The 20,000-nt window shown below is 68.6% G+C and carries 19 protein-coding genes and 1 pseudogene; 12 read left to right on the top strand and 8 right to left on the bottom strand.

Annotated features, from left to right (window positions below):
* Positions 1-34: 34 nt before the first annotated feature.
* From ABFX45_RS17040 to smc, 4 genes are read left to right on the top strand one after another with little or no spacing between them, the layout of a single operon-like run.
* Positions 35-307: an acylphosphatase gene (locus ABFX45_RS17040; RefSeq protein ID WP_109634140.1), complete on the top strand. Its 273-nt coding sequence runs from the start codon at positions 35-37 to the stop codon at positions 305-307.
* 33 nt (positions 308-340) lie between these two features.
* Positions 341-847 carry a sigma-70 family RNA polymerase sigma factor gene (locus ABFX45_RS17035; protein WP_109634138.1) on the top strand — a complete coding sequence of 169 codons (507 nt, stop codon included), beginning with the start codon at positions 341-343 and terminating at the stop codon, positions 845-847.
* Positions 844-1,431: an anti-sigma factor family protein gene (locus ABFX45_RS17030; protein ID WP_346130945.1), complete on the top strand. Its 588-nt coding sequence runs from the start codon at positions 844-846 to the stop codon at positions 1,429-1,431. The genes ABFX45_RS17035 and ABFX45_RS17030 overlap by 4 nt, the downstream gene beginning before the upstream one ends.
* A 60-nt stretch (positions 1,432-1,491) precedes the next feature.
* Positions 1,492-5,124, top strand: a complete 3,633-nt coding sequence (smc, locus tag ABFX45_RS17025) for a chromosome segregation protein SMC (RefSeq protein ID WP_346130943.1) — start codon at positions 1,492-1,494, stop codon at positions 5,122-5,124.
* A 235-nt stretch (positions 5,125-5,359) separates the two neighbouring features.
* Here the strand turns inward: smc and ABFX45_RS17020 are convergent, their stop codons facing one another.
* The 4 genes from ABFX45_RS17020 to ABFX45_RS17005 form a co-directional block, all read right to left on the bottom strand.
* Positions 5,360-6,073: a lysophospholipid acyltransferase family protein gene (locus ABFX45_RS17020; RefSeq protein ID WP_109634130.1), complete on the bottom strand. Its 714-nt coding sequence runs from the start codon at positions 6,071-6,073 to the stop codon at positions 5,360-5,362.
* A gap of 24 nt (positions 6,074-6,097) precedes the next feature.
* A complete protein-coding gene (locus ABFX45_RS17015; RefSeq protein WP_109634128.1) occupies positions 6,098-6,436 on the bottom strand; it encodes a hypothetical protein in 339 nt (112 codons plus the stop codon).
* A gap of 75 nt (positions 6,437-6,511) precedes the next feature.
* Positions 6,512-7,159 (bottom strand): tetratricopeptide repeat protein, encoded by a 648-nt coding sequence (locus ABFX45_RS17010; protein WP_233439405.1) that lies wholly within the window; start codon positions 7,157-7,159, stop codon positions 6,512-6,514.
* Complete coding sequence (locus tag ABFX45_RS17005; RefSeq protein WP_346130940.1) at positions 7,102-7,356, bottom strand: hypothetical protein; 255 nt, start codon at positions 7,354-7,356, stop codon at positions 7,102-7,104. Before ABFX45_RS17005 ends, ABFX45_RS17010 begins: the two co-directional genes overlap by 58 nt.
* Before the next feature lie 133 nt (positions 7,357-7,489).
* Here ABFX45_RS17005 and ABFX45_RS17000 point away from each other — a divergent pair, with 133 nt between their 5' ends.
* Complete coding sequence (locus ABFX45_RS17000; RefSeq protein WP_109634122.1) at positions 7,490-8,413, top strand: GNAT family N-acetyltransferase; 924 nt, start codon at positions 7,490-7,492, stop codon at positions 8,411-8,413.
* Here the strand turns inward: ABFX45_RS17000 and ABFX45_RS16995 are convergent.
* Both ABFX45_RS16995 and ABFX45_RS16990 read right to left on the bottom strand, forming a co-directional pair.
* Positions 8,363-9,922, bottom strand: a complete 1,560-nt coding sequence (locus ABFX45_RS16995; RefSeq protein ID WP_112229971.1) for a sodium:solute symporter — start codon at positions 9,920-9,922, stop codon at positions 8,363-8,365. The two genes, ABFX45_RS17000 and ABFX45_RS16995, sit on opposite strands and share 51 nt — an antisense overlap.
* Positions 9,910-11,031, bottom strand: a complete 1,122-nt coding sequence (locus tag ABFX45_RS16990; protein WP_109635215.1) for an anhydro-N-acetylmuramic acid kinase — start codon at positions 11,029-11,031, stop codon at positions 9,910-9,912. Before ABFX45_RS16990 ends, ABFX45_RS16995 begins: the two co-directional genes overlap by 13 nt.
* A gap of 120 nt (positions 11,032-11,151) precedes the next feature.
* Here ABFX45_RS16990 and ftsY point away from each other — a divergent pair, with 120 nt between their 5' ends.
* Entirely contained in the window at positions 11,152-12,408 is a 1,257-nt protein-coding gene (gene ftsY, locus ABFX45_RS16985; protein WP_109634117.1) for a signal recognition particle-docking protein FtsY, read from the top strand.
* A 301-nt stretch (positions 12,409-12,709) separates the two neighbouring features.
* Here ftsY and ABFX45_RS16980 read toward each other — a convergent pair whose 3' ends face one another.
* A complete protein-coding gene (locus tag ABFX45_RS16980; protein WP_109634115.1) occupies positions 12,710-13,450 on the bottom strand; it encodes an IclR family transcriptional regulator in 741 nt (246 codons plus the stop codon).
* Between the two features lie 77 nt (positions 13,451-13,527).
* Between ABFX45_RS16980 and aceB the strand changes: the two genes are divergently transcribed.
* The 6 genes and pseudogenes from aceB to ABFX45_RS16950 all read left to right on the top strand — a co-directional run bounded on the left by aceB (position 13,528) and on the right by ABFX45_RS16950 (position 19,192).
* Positions 13,528-15,012 (top strand): malate synthase A, encoded by a 1,485-nt coding sequence (aceB, locus tag ABFX45_RS16975; protein ID WP_233439336.1) that lies wholly within the window; start codon positions 13,528-13,530, stop codon positions 15,010-15,012.
* Positions 15,012-16,181: a DUF6986 family protein gene (locus ABFX45_RS16970; protein ID WP_346130936.1), complete on the top strand. Its 1,170-nt coding sequence runs from the start codon at positions 15,012-15,014 to the stop codon at positions 16,179-16,181. Before aceB ends, ABFX45_RS16970 begins: the two co-directional genes overlap by 1 nt.
* 75 nt (positions 16,182-16,256) lie before the next feature.
* A complete protein-coding gene (locus ABFX45_RS16965; RefSeq protein ID WP_109634108.1) occupies positions 16,257-16,724 on the top strand; it encodes an Imm1 family immunity protein in 468 nt (155 codons plus the stop codon).
* Between the two features lie 415 nt (positions 16,725-17,139).
* Entirely contained in the window at positions 17,140-17,535 is a 396-nt protein-coding gene (locus ABFX45_RS16960; protein ID WP_346130933.1) for an inositol monophosphatase family protein, read from the top strand.
* A 114-nt stretch (positions 17,536-17,649) separates the two neighbouring features.
* Positions 17,650-17,880, top strand: a pseudogene (locus ABFX45_RS16955) (inositol monophosphatase family protein); the annotation flags it as partial.
* A gap of 13 nt (positions 17,881-17,893) precedes the next feature.
* On the top strand, positions 17,894-19,192 hold the full coding sequence (locus ABFX45_RS16950; protein WP_346130931.1) for an FAD-dependent oxidoreductase: 1,299 nt from the start codon (positions 17,894-17,896) through the stop codon (positions 19,190-19,192).
* Here the strand turns inward: ABFX45_RS16950 and pucL are convergent.
* Complete coding sequence (gene pucL / locus ABFX45_RS16945; protein ID WP_346130929.1) at positions 19,119-19,997, bottom strand: factor-independent urate hydroxylase; 879 nt, start codon at positions 19,995-19,997, stop codon at positions 19,119-19,121. The genes ABFX45_RS16950 and pucL overlap by 74 nt on opposite strands.
* Between the last annotated feature and the right edge of the window lie 3 nt (positions 19,998-20,000).

Genomic DNA, 20,000 nt, shown 5'->3' with positions numbered 1-20,000 from the left:
CGGTCACCTTGGGTGACTACGCAACCATTCGGAGGTGGACGTGCGACTAAACGCGTGGGTGCGTGGACGGGTTCAGGGTGTCGGTTTTCGCTGGTGGACGCGAGCCAGGGCGCTAGAGCTGGGCCTGGTGGGCAGCGCTTCGAACCGGCCTGACGGACGGGTCGAGGTCGTTGCCGAGGGTCCGCGCGAGAAGTGTGAACAACTGCTGAAGGCTCTCCGTTCGGGTGAAACCCCCGGACACGTCGAATCTGTCGGTGAGCAGTGGTCCGAGGCCAGGGGTGACCTGACCGGGTTCTCCGAGCGCTGAACCTTTCCGAAAGAAGTGGCGTAGTAAGGGAGCGTGGACTCCGCCGAAGACGTCCTCATCCAGCTGTACGACCGCTGGAGAGGCCCGCTGCTGCACTACGTGCTGCGGCTGGTCGACGGCGACTACCAGCAGGCGGAGGACGTCGTGCAGGAGACCTTGCTCCGCGCCTGGCGGCACTACGACGAGCTGAACCCGGACGACGCGGCACCGTGGCTCTACACGGTCGCCCGCAACCTGGTGATCTCCGGATATCGCCGGCGCAACGCACGTGCGACCGAGGTGCCGCTCGAACCGGTGGATCTGCCGCCGGTCGGCGACGAGGTCGAACACGTGCTGCAGACGTGGCAGATCGCGTCGGCGCTGCGGGCGCTCACGCCTGAGCACCGGACGGTCGTCATCGAGCTCTACTACCGCCGCCGCACCGTCGCGGAGGCCGCCAAGACGCTCGGCATCCCGCCGGGCACGGTCAAGTCGCGCTGCTTCTACGCGCTGCGGGCGCTGCGCGACGCACTGGAGGAGAGAGGGGTGACCGAGGCGTGAGCTGCCAGCACACCGTCGACGTCGGCGCCTACCTCTTCGGATCGCTCGAGCTCAAGGAACGGTCCGCGTTCGAACGGCACCTCGGCAGCTGCGACACCTGCCAGGCCGAGATGCTGCGGCTCGCCCCGCTGCCGGGCCTGCTCGGCCGCCTGAGCCTGGCGGACGTCGAGAACCTCGACGAGATCCCCGCCCCGCCCAAACCGAACCACCACCGTCGCGTGCTGATCCTCTGCGCGGCCGTCCTGGCGGTGCTGGCGCTGGCCGGCGGCGTGTTGTTCCTGAAGCCCCCGTCTGCGCCGACGTGGGCCGCGCAGGACCAGGCGACGGGCGTGAACGCCAGCGTCTCCATGGTCACCAAGTCCTGGGGAACCGAGATGTGGTTCACGCTCCACAACGTGAGGCCGGGCGCGCGCTGCAAGGTCATGGTGTTCGACCGGGACGGCCAGCGCGAGATCGGTGGCTGGTGGGGCTCGGACCACGCGCCTGACGAGCGGATTCCCGGGTCCACGTCGTTCCGGCTCGATCGGATCGATCGCCTGGAAGTGTCGGACGAAAGCGGGCCTCTGGTTACTCTCCGTCCATAGAAACGCAGGCCACGGCCCGCGTCCCGCATCACCCGCAAGCGTTTGGGTACTCTGCCCCGCGTGCATCTCAAGAGCCTGACGCTGAAGGGCTTCAAGTCCTTCGCCTCGGCTACCACGCTGCGCTTCGAGCCCGGCATCACCTGTGTGGTCGGCCCCAACGGGTCCGGCAAGTCCAACGTGCTCGACGCGCTGCGCTGGGTGATGGGCACGCAGGGTGCCAAGGACCTGCGCGGCGGCAAGATGGAGGACGTCATCTTCGCCGGCACGTCCGGCCGCGCGCCGCTCGGCCGCGCCGAGGTGACGCTCACGATCGACAACTCCGACGGCGTCCTGCCGATCGAGTACACCGAGGTGTCGATCACGCGCCGCATGTTCCGCGAGGGCGCCACCGAGTACGAGATCAACGGCAACTCGTGCCGCCTGATGGACATCCAGGAACTGCTCTCGGACTCCGGCATCGGCCGCGAGATGCACGTGATCGTCGGTCAGGGCCAGCTCGCCGCGATCCTCGAGTCCAAACCGGAGGAACGGCGCGCGTTCGTCGAAGAGGCCGCCGGTGTCCTCAAGCACCGCAAGCGCAAGGAAAAGGCGCTGCGCAAGCTGGAGGCGATGCAGGCGAACCTGACGCGCCTCACCGACCTCACCGCTGAGCTCCGCCGTCAGCTCAAGCCGCTGGGCAAGCAGGCCGAGATCGCCCGCCGCGCCCAGGTCGTGCAGTCCGAGCTGCGGGACAGCAAGCTCCGCCTGCTCGCCGACGACCTCGTCACGCAGCGGGAAGCCATCGCGCAGGAGGAACACGACGAGGCGAAGGCCCGCGAGCGCCGCGCCGAGGTCGAGAAGTCGTTGCAGGCCGCGCAGTACCAGCAGAACGAGCTGGAGGAGCGCGTCGCCGCCGACACGCCGAAGCTGCAGGCCGCGCAGGACACCTGGTACCGGCTGTCCGCTCTGGAGGAGCGTCTTCGCGGCACCGTGCGCCTCGCCGCGGAACGAGCGCGGCACCTGTCCGCCGAGCTGGACGCGCCGTCGCGCGGCCGCGATCCCGACGACCTCGAGCGCGAGGCCGAGGAGACCGCCGCGATGGAGCTGGAGCTCCAGGAGGGCGTGACCGAGGCGCGCATCGCGCTGGCCGAGGCCGTCGAGACGCGGTCGGAGCTGGAGCGCATGGTCTCCCAGGCGGAGAAGGCGCACATGGCCGCCGTCCGCGCGATCGCCGACCGCCGGGAGGGCCTCGCGCGGCTCTCCGGTCAGGTGGAAGCGTTGCGCAGCAAGACGAACGCCACCGCCGAGGAGATCGAACGCCTCTCCGTCACGCTCTCCGAGGCCACCGAGCGCGTCGAGTTCGCGTCGATGGAACTGGCCGAGGCACGCGAGATCACCGGCACCGAGGACGAGGACGACCACGACCTCGACGAGCGCCACCGCCAGGCCGTGCAGGCCGACGACGCGGCGAGGCAGCGCGTCGAGGAGCTGGTGAAGGCCGAACGCACCGCGGAACGCGACATCGCGTCGTGGCGTGCCCGTGTCGACGCGCTTTCGCTCGGCCTGACCCGCAAGGACGGTGCCGGCGCGCTGCTCGCGTCCGACGTGCCGGGCCTGCTGGGGTCGGTCGCGGCGCTGCTGACCGTCGAACCGGGCTACGAGGTGGCGATGGCCGCCGCGCTCGGCCCCATCGCGGACGCCGTCGCGGTGTCGTCCGGTGAAGGCGCGTTGCAAGCCCTGAAGCTGCTGAAGGAGAAGGACGCCGGTCGCGCGGGTGTGCTGATCGGCTCCCACGGGTCCACTGTGGACACGTCGCAGTGGGGTCATCTCCCGCACGGCGCGCGGTGGGCCGTCGACGTCGTGCACGCGCCCGAGGCGTTGCGTCCGGCACTGACCCGCGCGCTGGATCGCCTTGCGGTCGTCGAGGATCTGGACACCGCGGCCCGGCTGAACGTCCGCGCCGTGACCCGCGACGGCGACCTCTTCGGCACGGACTGGGCGGTCGGTGGCTCCGGCGGCCAGGGCCAGAGCGTCATCGAGGTGCAGGCGGCCGTCGACGAGGCCCAGGAGCAGCTGGCGACAGCGGAACGCGCACTGGAGCACGCTTCGGCGGCGATGGAAGGCGCCCGCGCCGAGCAGCAGGCCCGCCGCAAGGTGCTAGACGCGGTCAAGGAGGCCATGCAGGAGGCCAAGGTTCGCCAGGCGCGCTCCGGCGAGCGGCTGAACCGGATGGCCGCGGCGGTGCGGTCGGCGGAGGCCGAGGTCAACCGCATCGCCGAGCAGCGCTCGAAGGTCGAGCGGTCGCGGGAGGAAGCCCTGCTGAAGCTGGGCGAGCTCGAAGAGCGGCTGCTGATGGCCGAGGAGGAGCAGACCCTCGACGACGAGCCGGACACCGACCAGCGCGACGCGCTGGCCGCTGAGCTCGCCCAGGCCCGTCAGGCCGAGATGGACGCCCGTCTGGTGCAGCGCACCGCCGAGGAGCGCGCACGGGCGTTGCAGGGCAAAGCGGACGGTCTGCGCCGTGCCGCGCGCGCCGAGCGTGAGGCCCGCGAACGCCACGCCCGCGCCACGCAGCACCGTGCGCGCGGTGCCCAGGTCGCGAAGGCCGTGGCCCGTGGTGGCGAGCAGGCGCTGGAACGCATCGAAATCTCGCTGGCCCGCGCCGCCCGTGAGCGCGACCAGGCCCAGGAACGCCGCACGCAGCACGAGCTGCTGCTGACCCAGGTGCGCAACCTGGTGCGCGAGATGTCCGGCGAGCTGGAGAAGCTCGTCGACGCCGTGCACCGGGACGAGGTCCTGCGCGCCGAGCAGCGCCTGCGCATCGAACAGCTCGAGACCAAGATCGCCGAGGACTTCGGCATCGGCCTCGACGACCTCATCGCCGAGTACGGCCCCGACCAGCCGGTGCCGCCGTCAGCCGGCGAGATGGCCGAGTACCAGGCCGCGAAGGAACGCGGTGAGCAGGTCTCCGAGCCGCAGCCGATGCCGTACGACCGCGACACCCAGGCCCGCCGCGCCAAGCGTGCCGAGCGCGACCTGTCGCTGCTCGGCAAGGTCAACCCGCTCGCGCTGGAGGAGTTCGCCGCGCTCGAAGAGCGCTACAAGTTCCTCTCGACGCAGCTGGAGGACATCAAGGACACCCGCCGCGACCTGCTCACGGTGGTGAAGGAGGTCGACGACAAGATCCTGGAGGTCTTCACGTCGGCCTACGAGGACGTGGCGCGCGAGTTCGAGATCGTCTTCAAGGTCCTGTTCCCCGGCGGCGAGGGCCGCCTGGTGCTGACCGAGCCCGAGGACATGCTGACCACCGGCATCGAGCTGGAGGCCCGCCCGCCCGGCAAGAAGGTCAAGCGCCTGTCGCTGCTGTCCGGTGGCGAGAAGTCGCTGGCCGCGGTCGCGATGCTGGTCGCGATCTTCCGTGCCCGCCCCTCGCCGTTCTACGTGATGGACGAGGTCGAGGCGGCGCTGGACGACACGAACCTGCACCGGCTGATCGGCCTGTTCGAGCAGCTGCGGGAACGATCGCAGCTGCTGATCATCACGCACCAGAAGCCGACCATGGAGATCGCGGACGCCCTCTACGGCGTTTCGATGCGCGGTGACGGCATCTCGCAGGTGATCTCGCAGCGGCTGCGCACGCGTGGCGACGAGCCTGCCAAGCCCGTTGAGGCTGCTGTGCCGGAAGCGGCGGAGGCGGCGGAAGCCGAGGCGTGAAGAGGGCGGCCGGAGCGGTGCCTGGGGGGCTAAGACCAACCCCGGCCGCGGCCTCTCACGTCGGGCCGCGTCTGGCTCGGTGACCTTCCTCTTAGGGGAGGGAGGTCCCCCATATCACCGGGCAGACGCAGCCCTTGCGCCAGAAGAGGTGAAGTCCCCCAGTTCAACCTCACCTCTTCGGGTGCGCAGGGACCACTCTGCCCGACGAGGCTTGTGAAAACCTTGTATCCGCAGGTCAGCGCCCGTTGGCGTCGAGTCGCGCCGCCTCTTCCGGCGTGGGTGCGCCGCCGCCCAGGTGTGCCGGCGCCCACCACGCGCCCGGCTCGACGGGGTAGCTCGCCTGCGCGACGTCCAGCAGGTCCTGCATGCGCTTGCGCAGCAACGCGTCACCGGAGTCGCCGGGGGAGGGCTCGAACGGCTCGCCGATGAGGATCTTGATCGGCACGTGCCGTTGCGTCAGGTTCTTGGGCCGGCCCTTGGTCCACAGGCGCTGGGTGCCCCACAGCGCCATCGGGACGAGCGGCACTCCGGCCTCGTGCGCCAGGCGGTTGGCGCCGGACTTGATGTCCTTGACCGTGAACGACCGGCTGATGGTGGCCTCGGGGAAGATCCCGACGACCTCGCCGGTGCGGAGCGCGGACAGGGCCTGCTGGAAGGAGGCCTGGCCCGCGCTCCGGTCGACGGGGATGTGGTGCATGCCGCGCATGAGCGGGCCTGCGATCTTGTTGGCGAAGATCTCGTGCTTCGCCATGAACCGCGTGAGGCGCCCCGAAGGACGCGCGCCGTAGCCCGCGAAGATGAAGTCGAGGTAGCTGACGTGGTTGGACGCCAGCACCGCTCCTCCGGTACGCGGGACGTGGTGCGCCCCTTCGACGGTGATCTGCAGGTCCAGCAGCTTGAACATGAGCTTGGCTGCGGCGATCACCGGGGGATATACGCGATCCGACATGCTTCCGAACGGTAGCCGGAAAAGCTACTGACCGGTAGCGGCCCCTTCGTGTTCTCGCATGACCTTCGGCACGCCCGCGAGGTCCTCGTCGTTGCACAGCAGCTTGAGGTCGTAGTACGGGTTGCCATGGGTGTCGTCGTAGTCGAGATGAACTGCGATGACGTCCACGGGCTCGCCCAGCCACTCTTGCGTCTGCCGCAACCACGCGGCCGCGCGCTCGAGTGCGGTGGGCAGGTCATCGTCACGGAATTCGACCGGCCGGTACGGAACACCCTGGACGCCGTCCCGGTTGTTCGTCGGCAAGGGCAGGTCGACGGCCACCCCGGTTTCGTTGAGATCGAGTTGGATCGTTTCCTCACTCACTGTAGAAGAGTCCCCCACCCTCACCAGCCCTGCAAGCCCGAATCTGGGTGGCGGCCCGGTCGTGTGAGGCGTACCTCAGGTGGATCTCTTCAAGAACGCGATGTCGCGCTTCAGCTTGGTGATCCGGTCGTGGGTGGGCATGAGGGTGCGCGACAGTGCCGCCAGCAACTGTTCCTGCTCCTCGATCGCCCCTTCGACGTCGCCCGTCCGGTAGCGCAGGTTGGCCAGCAGCTGCCTGGTCTCCACCGTGTCGGCGTGCTCAGGGCCCAGCACGCGGACCTGGTCGCGCAGCAGCGGCTCGCAGGCGCGGATGGCCTTCGCGAACTCCGATGCGGCGCCGAGCATCCTCGCCAGGTTCAGCCGCACGTCGAGGGTCTGGAGGTGGTCCGCACCCGCGACGTCGGTGTAGTCCTCGACGAGCGCTTTGAACTCCGTGATCGCTCGCTTGAAATCGCCCGCGTGAGCCCTGGTCCTGGCCAGGTTGTTCCGCGTTGTCAGCGTTTCCGGGTGCCGTACGCCGTACCGGCGGCCCTGGTCCTCGGCGAGCCGTTCGAACTCGCGGACGGCACCGGCCGGATCGCCCGCGTCCAGGAGGCCTTCCGCCAGGCTGTGCCGAGAGGTCAGGGTGTCGGGGTGGTCGGCGCCGCGCGCCGCTCGCTGATCGGTCAAGAGTTCTTCCAGTTCTCGAACGGAGCCGAGGGGATCGCCTGCGGTCCTGCGCAGGCTCGCGAGGTGGTTGCGGCTGGAGAGCGTTGCTGATCGAGCACCTTGCCGACGCCTCCCATACCGCGCAGCACCGCGAGGCCGGTCAGACGGGTCGTGGGGCGGTCCTGGTAGCAGTCGGCCTGACGTGGGACGACGCCCACGTGCACGGGCCAGGACACCCCTGGTGACGTGCTGATGTGCACGTCGCCGCGCACGTTGCCGATCTGGGTGACGGGGCCCGTGGACCGTGCCGGAGATCGACGAGCGCGATTTCGCGGACATCCGCGCCATTTTACCCGGCCGAAAACTCCCTCGCGCCGAGCCGTCGCGGGAGCAACCATTCCTTCCATGTACGACATCCGTTTCGCCGAACCTGGCGACCTCGGCGCCACGATGGCGCTGCTGGTCCGGCTCCAGGCCGACAACGCGCATCACATCGGGTACCTCGGTGAGACAGTCGACGAGCTCCGCGCGGAACTCGGCGAGTTCGAGCCCAGCTGGGCCGACTGCACGGTGGTGGCCGTCGACGCCGACGACAACATCACGGGCATGCTCAGCGTGGAGATCGACGCTGACCTGGGCCGCGCGTGGCTGCACGGGCCGTTCGTCGACGTACCGGTCAACCACCCGGCGGGCAGCCGCATCTGGGACCAGACCGCCGACGCGATGTTCCGGCGCGCCGCCGAACTCCTCACCGGCATCACCGACCTCGAGCTCTACGGGCACACCGCCCACCGGCGGCTGGCGGCGTTCGCCGAACGCCACGGCTTCAGCGCCGGCAAAGCCAGTGCCATCCACATACTGGACAACGGGGAGCTGCGCACGTTGCTGCTGAGGGACGCGAAGTGCCCCAGCGAACGTGAGATGCGCGTGCTGCCCACCGACCGTTACGTGCACGAGGCCGTGGCCGTGTTGCACGAGCGATGTTTCCCGCGGACGTACCTGTCCGGCAGGCAACTCGTCGAATCCAAACCGGAGAACCGCACCGTCGTCGTCGCCATGGACGGCGAACGCGTCATCGGGTACGCGGCGGGCAAGGCCCAGCCCGAGGAGTACTACATCGACTTCGTGGCCGTCGAACCGGATGTTCGCGGCCAGGGCGTGGGCGCCGCGTTGATCACGGAACTGCTGTGGAAGCTCGCGGCGGACCACGGTGCACGACCGCAGGCCGCCGCGTCGATCTACTCGGGCAACGAGTCGTCGCAGAACATGTTCGCCCGCCTAGGCTTTCGCCTCCACATCGAGCTCGTCTCGTACCGGCACACCGCGTGAGTGCCGCAACGACAACAACCCACCCACCAGCAAGGTGACCGCCACCCCCAGGGGCGTGTTCCACCAGCCGGTCAAGGACTTCCTGGTCGCGTCGGCCTTCGCGAAGTCGATCGTCGGTGTGCTGCCGACGAACTTGACCCCGAGAATCACGAAACCGACGACCAGCACCGTCGTCACGAACGCGATGATCGCGTCCGCCTGCGTGACGCGCCTGAAGATCAGGCCGAGGAGGAAGGCCCCGAGCAGCGCGCCGTAGGTGTAGCCGGCGATGCCGAGCGCCTGCACCACGATCGGATCCGCCGTGGTCTTGTTCGAGGAGGCGAACAGGCCCGCGCAGACGATCAGCAGTCCCGCCCACACCAGCGTCCAGATCCGGCCGTGGCGCAGGCGTTCGTCGTCGGTCATCGGGGTCTTGCGGACGCGTTCGTAGACGTCCGTCACGGTCGATGAAGCCAAGGCGCCCAACGACGACGACAGCGCGGCCGCGAGGATGCCGGCGATCACGAAGCCGGAGAGTCCCGACGGCAGGTCGTTGACGATGAAGTGGGCGAAGAGCTCGTCCTTGTTGCTGAGCTTCAGGTCCTTCACCGGGTCGACGCCGTTGTAGAACGCCCACATCATCACGCCGATGAAGAGGAAGAACGCGAACTGCAGGAACACCACGACACCGGAGGCGATCAACGCCTTCTGCGCGGACTTCACGTCACGCGTGGCCATCAACCGTTGCACGATCATCTGGTCCGCGCCGTGCGAGGCCATCGACAGCAACGCGCCACCGAAGAACGCCGCGATGAACGGGAACGAGCCCGTCAGCGGTGACGAGGCGAAGTCGAAGAGCTGGAACTTGTTGGCGTCCGCGGCCTTCGAGAACCAGCCGTCCGGCAGCTGACCGGCCAGCACCCAGATCACCACGACGCCGCCGAGGACGTACCAGAGCATCTGGATGGCGTCGACCCACACGACCGCGCGGGCGCCGCCGAAGAAGCTGTAGAAGACCATCGCGATGCCGAGCGCGAGCACGATGGCCCAGTACGAAGCCGTGATCCCGTACTGCGCCAGCACGACCTTGATCGGAATCGCCGTCGCGAAGAGCCGGATGCCGTCCGCGAGCAGGCGGGTGAAGAGGAACGTGACGGACGCCGTGGCACGCATGCCGTCGCCGTACCGCTTGCCCAGGAACGCGTACGCCGTGACGAGGTCGCCGGCGACGTAGCGCGGCAGCAGCACGAAGCTGACGATGATGCGACCGACGATGTAGCCCAGCGCGAGCGTCAGGTACGTCATGCCGCCCTGCGCCGGCGTCGCCATGTAGGCGATCACCGGCACGCTCAGCACGGTGAGCGTCGACGTCTCCGCGGACACGACCGACAGGCAGACGACCCACCACGAGATGCGCTTCTCGCTGACGAAGTAGTCGGTGGACGATCTCTGCCTGCCGCCGATCCACGTGCCGAGCAACGGCATGCCGACGAGGAACAGGGCGATGATCGCGAGATCTAGTCCACGCATTTCGGTTCCCCCACTTTCAGCTTGGTCACGGCGGTGGTGACGGGCTCAGGCAGCCGCAGCGGCCCGTTGCCGGGCGTGATGCTCCCGAGCAGCCGCGGCCCGGACGCACCGGTCGCGGACGGCGTGTTGCCTGGAACTCCGTGCCACGTCAGGAATCCGAGCAGTGCGGCGAGGTAGGCCTCCTTGCCGTCGCGCGGCAGGCCCAGCGAGTCGCTGATCCGCAGCGGGATCGGGTCGAGCGCCTTCGCGAGCGCCTCGACGAGCACCGGGTTGCGCATGCCGCCACCGGACGCGACGACGGTGCTGGCGTCGTGGGCGCGGCAGGCGTCCGCGATGGTGCGGGCGGTCACCTCGACGAGCGTTCTCAGCATGTCCTCGGCGGGCACGGTCGGGAACCCCTGCAGGTACTCGGCGTTGAAGTGCTCCTTGCCCGTCGACTTGGGCCAGGGCTTCGAGTAGTACGGGTCCGCGAGCAGCTTCTTGAGGATGTCCTCCCGGACGGTGCCCCTGCGCGCGAACTCGCCGTTGGTGTCCTGCCGCCTCTGGCCGTTGGAGATGACCTCCATGACGGCGTCCATCAGCGCGTTGCCAGGCCCCGTGTCGTAGGCGATCGGTGGTGTTCCCGGCCGGACGACGGTGATGTTCGCGATACCGCCGATGTTCAACGCGACGGCGGAGGCGTCACCGGCCAGCCAGAGCGCGTCGAGGGTGCTCGCCAGCGGGGCTCCCTGGCCGCCGGCGGCGACGTCGCGCACGCGCAGATCGGCGATGACGGGAACACCGGTGCGTTCGGCGATCCACGCCGGCTGCCCGAGCTGCAGCGTTCCGAGGCAGTCGCCGTCCTGCACCTCGTGGTGGACGGTCTGGCCGAGCGAGGAGATCAGGTCTGCCGGAAGGTACCCGGCGGCGACTTCGCCGAAAGCCTGCCCGAGCGACGTGTCGAAGGCGCACACTTCGGCGAGGTCCCGCGGTTTCTCCAGCAGGTCCTTGGGGAAGGGGTGCTCGGCGCACTGCACCGGCACGAGCTCGACGACGTCGCCGTTGATCGACAGGTCTGCGACGGCCACGTCGATGCCGTCCATCGACGTGCCGGAAATCAGTCCGATCACCCTCACGACGTGTGGTGTATTCCACACCGTGGTCGCGCGCAAGGGCTTTGGTGAAATCTTCGCCTAAATGAGCAATATGTGGTTGGCAGGTCACATGGCACCCTGTGAAACCATAAGGCCGTGCCGACATCTTCCCTTGTCCTGATCCTCATCGTCGTTGCGGTCGTGCTGATCGCCGCGCTGGTGACCGGCGTGGTGCTGACGCGTCGCCGTCGCATCAGCCTGACCCAGAAGGAGGAGGCGCCCCGCCCTGGCGGCTACGAGGCCACGTCCGGGATCTCGCTGGCCCCGGCCAAGCCGGAGGTCGCCGAACCGGTCGAGCATCCGGTGGCCGAGCGGACAGAGGTGGACGGCCAGCCCGGGGTGGGGGACGACGCCTCCGTGCCGCGCGACTCGGTGAAGCGCGGCTTCGTCGAGGTCGACCTGCCGGAAGAGGCGTCCGAGGTCGAGGAGATCGAGCCCACCGAGGGACGCCTGGAGCGGCTGCGCGGGAAGCTCTCGAAGTCGCGCAACGCGTTCGGGTCCTCGCTGCTCGGGCTGCTGGGTGCCGGCGACCTGGATGAGGACTCCTGGCAGGACGTCGAGGACACGCTGCTGATCGCCGACCTCGGCGCGGCCACCACCACCGAGATCGTGGACAAGCTGCGCACGAAGATCGCCGGCTCCGGCGTGCGGACCGAGGCTGAGGCTCAGGCCTTGCTGCGCTCGGTGCTCGTCGAAGCGCTGGATCCGTCGATGGACCGGTCCCTGAAGGCGCTGCCGCACTCCGGGAAGCCCGCTGTGCTGCTCGTGGTGGGCGTCAACGGTGTCGGCAAGACCACCACCACCGGCAAGCTCGCACGCGTGCTCGTGGCTGACGGGCGCACGGTGCTGCTGGGCGCCGCCGACACGTTCCGCGCCGCTGCCGCCGACCAGCTGGAGACCTGGGGCAAGCGGGTCGGTGCGGAGACCGTGCGCGGGCCCGAGGGCGGCGACCCGGCTTCGGTGGCGTTCGACGCGGTCAAGCGCGGCATGGACTCCGGCGTCGACACGGTGCTGATCGACACGGCCGGCCGGTTGCACACCAAGGTCGGGCTGATGGACGAGCTCGGCAAGGTCAAGCGCGTCGTCGAGAAGCAGGCCGTGGTGGACGAGGTCCTGCTGGTTCTCGACGCCACCACCGGCCAGAACGGGCTCACCCAGGCTCGGGTGTTCGCCGAGCAGGTGGACATCACCGGCATCGTGCTGACGAAGCTCGACGGCACCGCCAAGGGCGGCATCGTGTTCCAGGTGCAGCGCGAGCTCGGGGTGCCGGTGAAGCTGGTCGGGCTGGGTGAAGGGGCCGACCACCTGGCGCCGTTCGAGCCGGGCGCCTTCGTGGACGCGCTGCTCGGCTGATCTTGTCGGACCCTCTGCCCGCGATCGCGACAGCGACAAGATCGCCGCGGAGGTCAGGGAGTTGTGGCGCGCTCGATGGCGAATGTCAGCGAGACTGCCTGGCGGCCACCGTCGCAGCCGCGACGGAGACTCCCTCCCGTGGTTTCGTCGGTCACCAGAGCGGCGGACAGTCAGCGATCTGGACGTGCGCCGCTTCGCGTGAGGGTCGGCATGGTGCGCGATTCCGGTGGCCCGCAGCAGGTCACCATGACGGTAGAGCCGTTGAGTCGCAGGGGTTCCCAGCTCGGGGGTACCCCCTGCGTCAGCTCGCCCGGTCCGCGAGCCTCTTCGCCACCGCCAGCACCTCCGGCAGGATCCGTGACACGGCTTCCTTGGTGAGCCTGCCTTCCGGCCCCGACACCGACACGGCGGCCAGCGTCGGCCCGCCGATCACCGGCACCGCGATGCACCGCACCCCGAGCTCCTGCTCCGACTCGTCCAACGCGTACCCGCGCTCGGAGATCTCGTCCAGCGAGTCCAGCAGCTGCGAGGCGTCCGTGATCGTGTTCGGCGTGTAGGCGGGCAGCCCGGTGCGCTCCAGCAACGACCGGACCTCGTCGCGCGGCAGCTGCGACAGCATCGCCTTGCCCACTCCGGTGCCGTGCGGCAGCAGGCGCCGCCCCACCTCGGTGAACATGCGCATCGAGTGCTTCGACGGCACCTGCGCGACGTAGACGACCTCGTCGCCGTCCAGGACCGCCAGGTTCGCGGTCTCCTCGACCGAGTCGACCAGCTGCGCCAGGTACGGGCGCGCCCAGGTGCCGTACTGACGGGACGCGGTCTCGCCCAGGCGGATCAAACGCGAGCCGAGGGTGTAGCGCCGGTTGCTGTTCTGGCGCACATAGCCCAGCGTGACAAGGGTGCGGATGAGCCGGTGGATCGTGGGCAGCGGTAGGCCCGAGACCGTGGCGAGTTCGGACAGGGAGGCTTCACCGCCCGCGTCCGCCAGGCGTTCCAGCAGGTCGAAGGCTCTTTGTAGGGACTGCACGCCACCTGTGGACACGTGCGGCTCCTCTCATTGCAGTTCCGCAATGCAAAAACTATAGTCCACACAGCAAAACCCGAGAGAGGTGGATCCAGGTGCAGGTCCTCACCGAAGAGGCTCTTGAGTTCGTCGCGAAGCTGCACGAGGCGCACGCCGCGCGCCGGGACGAGCTGCTCGCCCTGCGCAAGGAGCGACGGCCCCTCGGGTTCCTCCCGGAGACGCAGCACGTCCGCGACGGCGAGTGGCGGGTGGCGGAGGCGCCGGACGCCCTCGAAGATCGTCGCGTCGAGATCACCGGGCCCACCGAGCGCAAGATGACGATCAACGCGCTCAACTCCGGGGCCAAGGTGTGGCTCGCGGACCTCGAGGACGCGAACACGCCGCACTGGGACAACGTCGTGCAGGGGCAGGTCAACCTCTACGAGGCGGCGCGCGGGACGATCGAGTACACCTCGCCGGAGGGCAAGGAGTACAAGCTCAAGGGCGGCCCGTATCCGACGATCGTCGTGCGGCCGCGCGGGTGGCACCTCGACGAGCGGAACCTGGAGTTCGGCGGGCGCAAGGCGGTGGGGGCGCTCGTGGACTTCGGGCTGCACTTCTTCCACAACGCCGAGCTGGGCAAGCCCTACTACTACCTGCCGAAGATGGAGTCGCACCTCGAAGCGCGGCTCTGGAACGACGTGTTCACCACGGCGCAGAAGCTGTTGAACATCCCGTACGGCACCATCCGTGCGACGGTGCTCATCGAGACGATCCCCGCCGCGTTCCAGATGGAGGAGATCCTCTACGAGCTGCGCGACCACGCGTCGGGGCTCAACGCCGGCCGGTGGGACTACCTGTTCAGCGTCATCAAGTACTTCCGGGACGCGGGCGCGGACTACGTGCTGCCGGACCGCAACAGCGTGACGATGACGGCGCCGTTCATGCGCGCGTACACCGAGCTTCTGGTGAAGACCTGTCACAAGCGCGGGGCGTTCGCCATGGGCGGCATGGCGGCGTTCATCCCGAACCGGCGCGACCCGGAGGTCACGGAGAACGCACTGCGCAAGGTTCGTGAGGACAAGACGCGCGAGGCGAACGACGGCTTCGACGGCTCGTGGGTGGCGCACCCGGACCTCGTGCCGATCTGCCGCGAGATCTTCGACGGGGTGCTCGGGGGCAAGCCGAACCAGATCGACAAGCAGCGGCCCGAGGTCCACGTCACGGCCGAGCAGCTGCTGGACTTCAAGTCGGCCGGTGGCGCGGCGACGCGGGCGGGTCTGGAGTCCGCGGTCGACGTCGGCGTGCGCTACATCGCGTCGTGGCTCGGCGGCAACGGTGCGGCGGCGATCCACAACCTGATGGAGGACGCGGCCACCGCGGAGATCTCGCGCAGCCAGATCTGGCAGTGGATCAACAACAAGGTCGTGCTCGACGACGGCACGCAGGTCACCGCCGACGCCGTGCGGGAAGTCCTGGCGCGTGTGGGCAAGGAGCTCGAGGGCCCGCACGTCGCGGCCGCCGTCGAGCTGTTCGAACAGGTCGCGTTGTCCGAGGACTTCGTCGACTTCCTGACGCTGCCGGCGTACGAGCGCATCTGATGTACCGGACATCGCTGTCACCCGACGACGTCGCGCGGGTGACCGCGCGGTTGTCCACTGTGGAACGCAGCTGGCCGGTGGGCCGTCAGCCCGTGCACACGTGCTACGTGCCCGCCGGCCGTATCATCGCGACGACGGTCGGCGACTGGGGCCGCGAGGCGCTGCAGTCGATCGAACCCGCGCTCCTCCCGGACCTGCCGGACGGCGTGCTCGACCGCGTTCGCGCCAAGCTCGCCAGGGAGCCGATCGAAGACCTGCGGATCGACTTCGAGGACGGCTACGGCGCGCCCGAGGACGACGTCGAGGACATGGACGCCGAGAGCACGGCGCACCTCGTGTCCCGCTGGCTGGAGGAGGGCACCGCGCCGCCGTCGTTCGGCGTGCGGATCAAGTCGTTCGACACCCCGGCGTTGCGCGAACGCGGGCTGCGCACGCTGGACATCTTCCTGACAGCACTGGGAGAGGTCCCGCCGGGTTTCGTGATCACCTTCCCGAAGGTGACATCTGCCGACCAGGTCGAGGTGTTCGGCGAGGTGCTCGACCTGTTCGGGAAGGATCTGCGGTTCGAGATCCAGGTCGAGACCACCCAGTCCATCGTGGACAAGGAGGGCAGGCTTGCGATCCCGCGGTACATCGCGGCGGGCAAGGGCCGGGTGACAGGTCTGCACTTCGGCACCTACGACTACACGGCGGGCTGCGGGCTCTCCGCGGCGCAGCAACACCTCGCGCACGGCGCGTGCGACTTCGCGCGGCACGTCATGCAGGTCTCCGCTGCTGGGACCGGCGTGCGGCTGTCCGACGGCTCCACCAACGTGCTGCCCGTCGGCGACCAGAAGCAGCACGGGTGGGAGACGCACTACCGGCTGGTGCGGCGATCGCTGGAGCACGGTTTCTACCAGGGCTGGGATCTGCACCCGGTACAATTGGTGACACGATATGCCGCCGTTTATGCCTTCTACCGCGAGGGAATGAACGCGGACGCGGCCCGTTTGAAGTCCTATGTGCAGCGCGTCTCCGGAGGCGTTCTGGATGAACCGGCGACCGCCCAGGCATTGTCGTCCTTCTTCCTCCGTGCGATGGACTGCGGTGCGCTCGATCCGGTGGAAGTGCAGGTCGCGACGGGTCTGGACGAGGCAGCACTGAGAGGCCTCGCCACTAGATCAGGCTGACCGGGTAATCACCCGTTCGTGTGGTTCTGTCAATGGGTGTCGAATGTTCCCGGCAATGGGTGCAGGGTGGCTCGCATGAGCATGCGTGCTGGTCTCTGGACCGGGCTACCGGACCTCGACGCGGCGGAGCACAAATACCAGGTCGTCGCGTGCGAAGCGGATGTGGACACGTTGATCGGCCTGCTGGGCAGGCCCGAGTGCAACGACGGATCGCTCGACCACTTCGGCAGGGCCCTCACCGCCGAGGGCGATCCCGACCACAACGTGGTGCTCGCCGTGCGGGGCGTCTGGGGCTACATGTACTACGTCGACAACACGTTCATGGGCTGGCCGAAGGGGTCGGAAGAAGCGCCGTACGTCAACGAGAAGTACACGGACTTCCCGCCCGGTGTCGGCGTTCCACTCGACCTGTACAGGCAGTTGCTGATCGAGTTCATGACGACCGGTGAACGTCCTACCGGGGTGGACTGGTACTGCGAGGCGGATCTGTTCCACTCGTGGCGGGATCAGCAGATGTCGTTGCGCGGCACCGAGAACCGGTGAACGCCGGTTCGCACGGCTGTGTCGACCAGGTGATGTGACCCGGCTTCCGGGTTCGCCGCGTGCTCGAGGCGGTCGGCGCCGTCATCGGTGTGGTCGGGCTCGTGTTGACGATCCACTACGCCCGCAAGGCCGAGCAGATGAACCTGATGCGGAAACGGCTGTAGTGGCGGGTGCAGATTCCCAACGCCGTGTCGAAGCACGAAGGCACAGTGCTGATCGTCGACGACTTCGTGATGCCGGGTGACTTCCTGGACTCCCTGAAGCAGGAGCTGCCTGGCCGCCGGTCCGAGTGAGGACAGGATCAGGTCCGCCGCGGTGGCGGCCACGAAGATCTCCGTGAACAACCACAAGGCCCTCGACTGCTACTGGTGGCTGGCTGAGGACGACAGGTTCTTCTTTCCGTGGGGCAAGGCGCATGAGTGATCGCGATTGGCGGCACCTGCTCGAACCGGTCATCGCCGCGGTCGAGCGCGAGCTTCAGCTGGTGAGGTCGTGCACGTCGCGCCTGACGTACGAGTCGAAGGGGTCGGCGGGAGACCTGGCGACGGAGCTCGACAGGAAGATCGAGCGCTCGTTGTCCGAGGTGTTGCGATCCGTGCTCCCCGGCTCCGCTGTCGTCGGCGAGGAGTTCGGCTCGCGGGGGACGAGCCAGGCCGAGTGGATCGTCGATCCGATCGACGGCACGACCAACTTCGCGCACGGCGTGAAGCACGTCGCGATCTGCGTGGCGCTGGCGGTGGAGCGGCGGCCGGTCCTCGCGGTGGTGCACAACCCGTTCACGCGAAAGACCTACTGCGCGACCGCCGGCTGAGGCAGCTTCGTTCGTCACCGCGGTGTGCACGAGCCGTTGGCCGTGTCCCGGGTCGAGCGGCTGAGGGTGGTCTTCCACGAGTGTCAGGACCTCCGGCGGTGAGGTTCCGCCTCGCTCGATCTGATCTCGGTCGCGGAGGGCGCCATGGACGGTCACTTCGAACTGGACCTGCGGAGGTGGGACGTGGTGGCCGCGGGACTGGTCATCGAGGAAGCTGGTGGGGTCGTCAGCGGTTGGACCGGTGAGGACCTGAGCTGGACGTCGCCGGAGGACAAGCTCGACGTCGTCGCGTCCTACGGGCTGGTCCACGAGGCGCTGCTGAGGGCTGTCGGCGGTTCCGGGTGATTGAGGGGGATGGATGAAGGCCGTGGTGATGGGTGGGGGAATCGCCGGCTTGCTGGCGGCTCGGGTACTGACGGAGTCGTTCGACGACGTGGTGGTCCTGGAACGCGACAAGCTGTCCGACGAGCCCGAGTACCGGGCAGGTGTGCCGCAGGGCAGGCACGTGCACGGGTTGCTCGTGCGGGGCGGCGAGATCATGGAAGGGCTGTTCCCCGGTCTGCGCGACGAGCTCGTGCGGAGCGGGGCGCATCTGATGGACGCGGGGGAGATGCGGATCCTCAACCCGCTCGGCTGGGTGGCGTCGGGGCGCAGCGGGATGCCGTTGCTGGTGGTCAGCAGGCCGTTGCTGGAGACGCACATCCGGCGCCGGGTGACCGCCAAGATCGTGGACGACGTGCACGTCACCGGGTTGTCGTTCCGCGGATCCACTGTGGACGGCGTGCTGACGAGGGACGGCCGGATCGACGCCGACCTCGTGGTGGACGCGTCCGGCCGGTCCTCGAAGTTGCCCGCCTGGCTGGCCGAGGCGGGGATCGCGGTGCCGGAGCCCGAGGTGGTCGACTCGCGGACCGGGTACGCGACCCGGCTCTACACGGCGCCGCCGGAGATCCCGGTCGTGGTCGCCGAGTCGCTGTCCGCGCCGGACACCCCTCGCGGGGGCATTGTGATGCGCATCGAGGGGGACCGGGTGATGGTCACGGCGCAAGGTGCCGGGGGTGATCACCCGCCGCGGGATCCCGAGGGGTTCCAGCAGTTCCTGGACTCGTTGCGCGGGCCCATCGCCGGGATGCTCGCGGACGCCGAGCCCGTCACGCCCGTGTACCTGTTCGCGCGCACGGCCAGTCGCCGCATCGCGTTCGAGCAGGTGACGGGGTGGCCGGGCGGGCTCGTCGCGATCGGGGACGCGGTGTGCGTGTTCAACCCCGTTTACGGGCAGGGGATGACGGTTGCCGCGATGGCCGCGCTGTTGTTCCGGCGGCACTCGGACTTCAGCGCCAAGGGGTGCCGGGACTTCCAGCGGAAGGTCGCGAAGACGGCGAAGGGTTCATGGGTGCTGTCGAGCAACGCCGACCAGGGCTGGGCCGGCGTTGAGAAGACGCCGGCACCGTTGATGCGCGCCTTCCGCTGGTACATGAAGAAGTGGCAGGTGGCGCTCGTGCACGACCAGGACATCTTCCTGCGCTTCCTGCGCGTCGTGCACCTGGTGGCCTCGCCTGCCACTCTCATGAACCCGGTCGTGTTCAGAAGGTTGGCAAAGTACTCCAGGCTTGACCCGCGTCCGGGGCGTCGTCGCGCAGCACGGAGCCCTCGATGAGGCCGTACGGGCGGTCGGCGGCGTAGAAGACCTCGTTGTCGTTCTCCAGGCCGAACGGGCTGAGGTCCACCAGGAAGTGGTGCTTGTTCGGCATGGAGAGCCGCACCTCGGCGACCTCGGGACGCGTGTTCAGCACGGCCTCGCCCATCGCGTAGAGGGTCTGCTGCAACGACAGGGAGTGCTTGTCCGCGAACGTCTTCAGCATGATCGACCGGATCTCGGTGAACGACTTCGCCCAGTCGACGTCGGTGCCGACGTAGCGCCAGCGGGCCGTCACCGACGTCGCCAGGATGCGGTCGTTCGTCTCCTTCAGCGTCGTGTACGGGTCCTTCGGGTAGCCGTGGAACTCCGACCCGGTCGACTTCAGCACCACCAGGTCGCGTACGCCCGACACGACCCAGGCCTGCTCACCGTCGATCGTCACCGCCGTGGTGCGCTTCTCGTCCGAGCCGCGCACGAACGAGTGGTCGTGGCCGTCGATGCGTTCCCAGCCGTGCTCGTCGATCAACACACGAGCGCCCGTGATCGCCTCCTGCGAGGAGACGAAGTGGCGGCCCAGGCGCAGCGCGAAGTCCTCGATCTCGCCGACCGGAGCCTCCTTGGCGAAGGCGTAGACGGTGTTCTTCTGCGTGTCGGTCGCGAGCACCTTGGCGTTGTCGCCGGTCAGGTGCGTGTCGGCGAGGTCGCCGCGCAGTGAGGTGCTGACCGTCAGGTCCTTGATCGTGTGCACGGAACCGTTGCGCGACACCGTGACGAGGCGGTTCTCCGCCTTGCCGTACTGGTTGGGGCCCAAGACGATGGCCATGTT

Origin of the sequence: Lentzea roselyniae (genome assembly GCF_039537795.1) — a bacterium.
Taxonomy (GTDB): Bacteria; Actinomycetota; Actinomycetes; order Mycobacteriales; family Pseudonocardiaceae; genus Lentzea; species Lentzea atacamensis.
This window is presented reverse-complemented; position numbering and strand designations above follow the sequence as displayed.

Coding starts and splice junctions, on each gene's coding strand:
- ABFX45_RS16965 (WP_109634108.1), top strand. CDS start 16,257: ATGAGCATGCGTGCTGGTCTCTGGACCGGGCTACCGGACCTCGACGCG.
- ABFX45_RS17000 (WP_109634122.1), top strand. CDS start 7,490: ATGTACGACATCCGTTTCGCCGAACCTGGCGACCTCGGCGCCACGATG.
- ABFX45_RS16970 (WP_346130936.1), top strand. CDS start 15,012: ATGTACCGGACATCGCTGTCACCCGACGACGTCGCGCGGGTGACCGCG.
- ABFX45_RS16950 (WP_346130931.1), top strand. CDS start 17,894: ATGAAGGCCGTGGTGATGGGTGGGGGAATCGCCGGCTTGCTGGCGGCT.
- ABFX45_RS16960 (WP_346130933.1), top strand. CDS start 17,140: ATGAGTGATCGCGATTGGCGGCACCTGCTCGAACCGGTCATCGCCGCG.
- ABFX45_RS16995 (WP_112229971.1), bottom strand. CDS start 9,922: ATGCGTGGACTAGATCTCGCGATCATCGCCCTGTTCCTCGTCGGCATG.
- pucL (WP_346130929.1), bottom strand. CDS start 19,997: ATGGCCATCGTCTTGGGCCCCAACCAGTACGGCAAGGCGGAGAACCGC.
- ABFX45_RS17020 (WP_109634130.1), bottom strand. CDS start 6,073: ATGTCGGATCGCGTATATCCCCCGGTGATCGCCGCAGCCAAGCTCATG.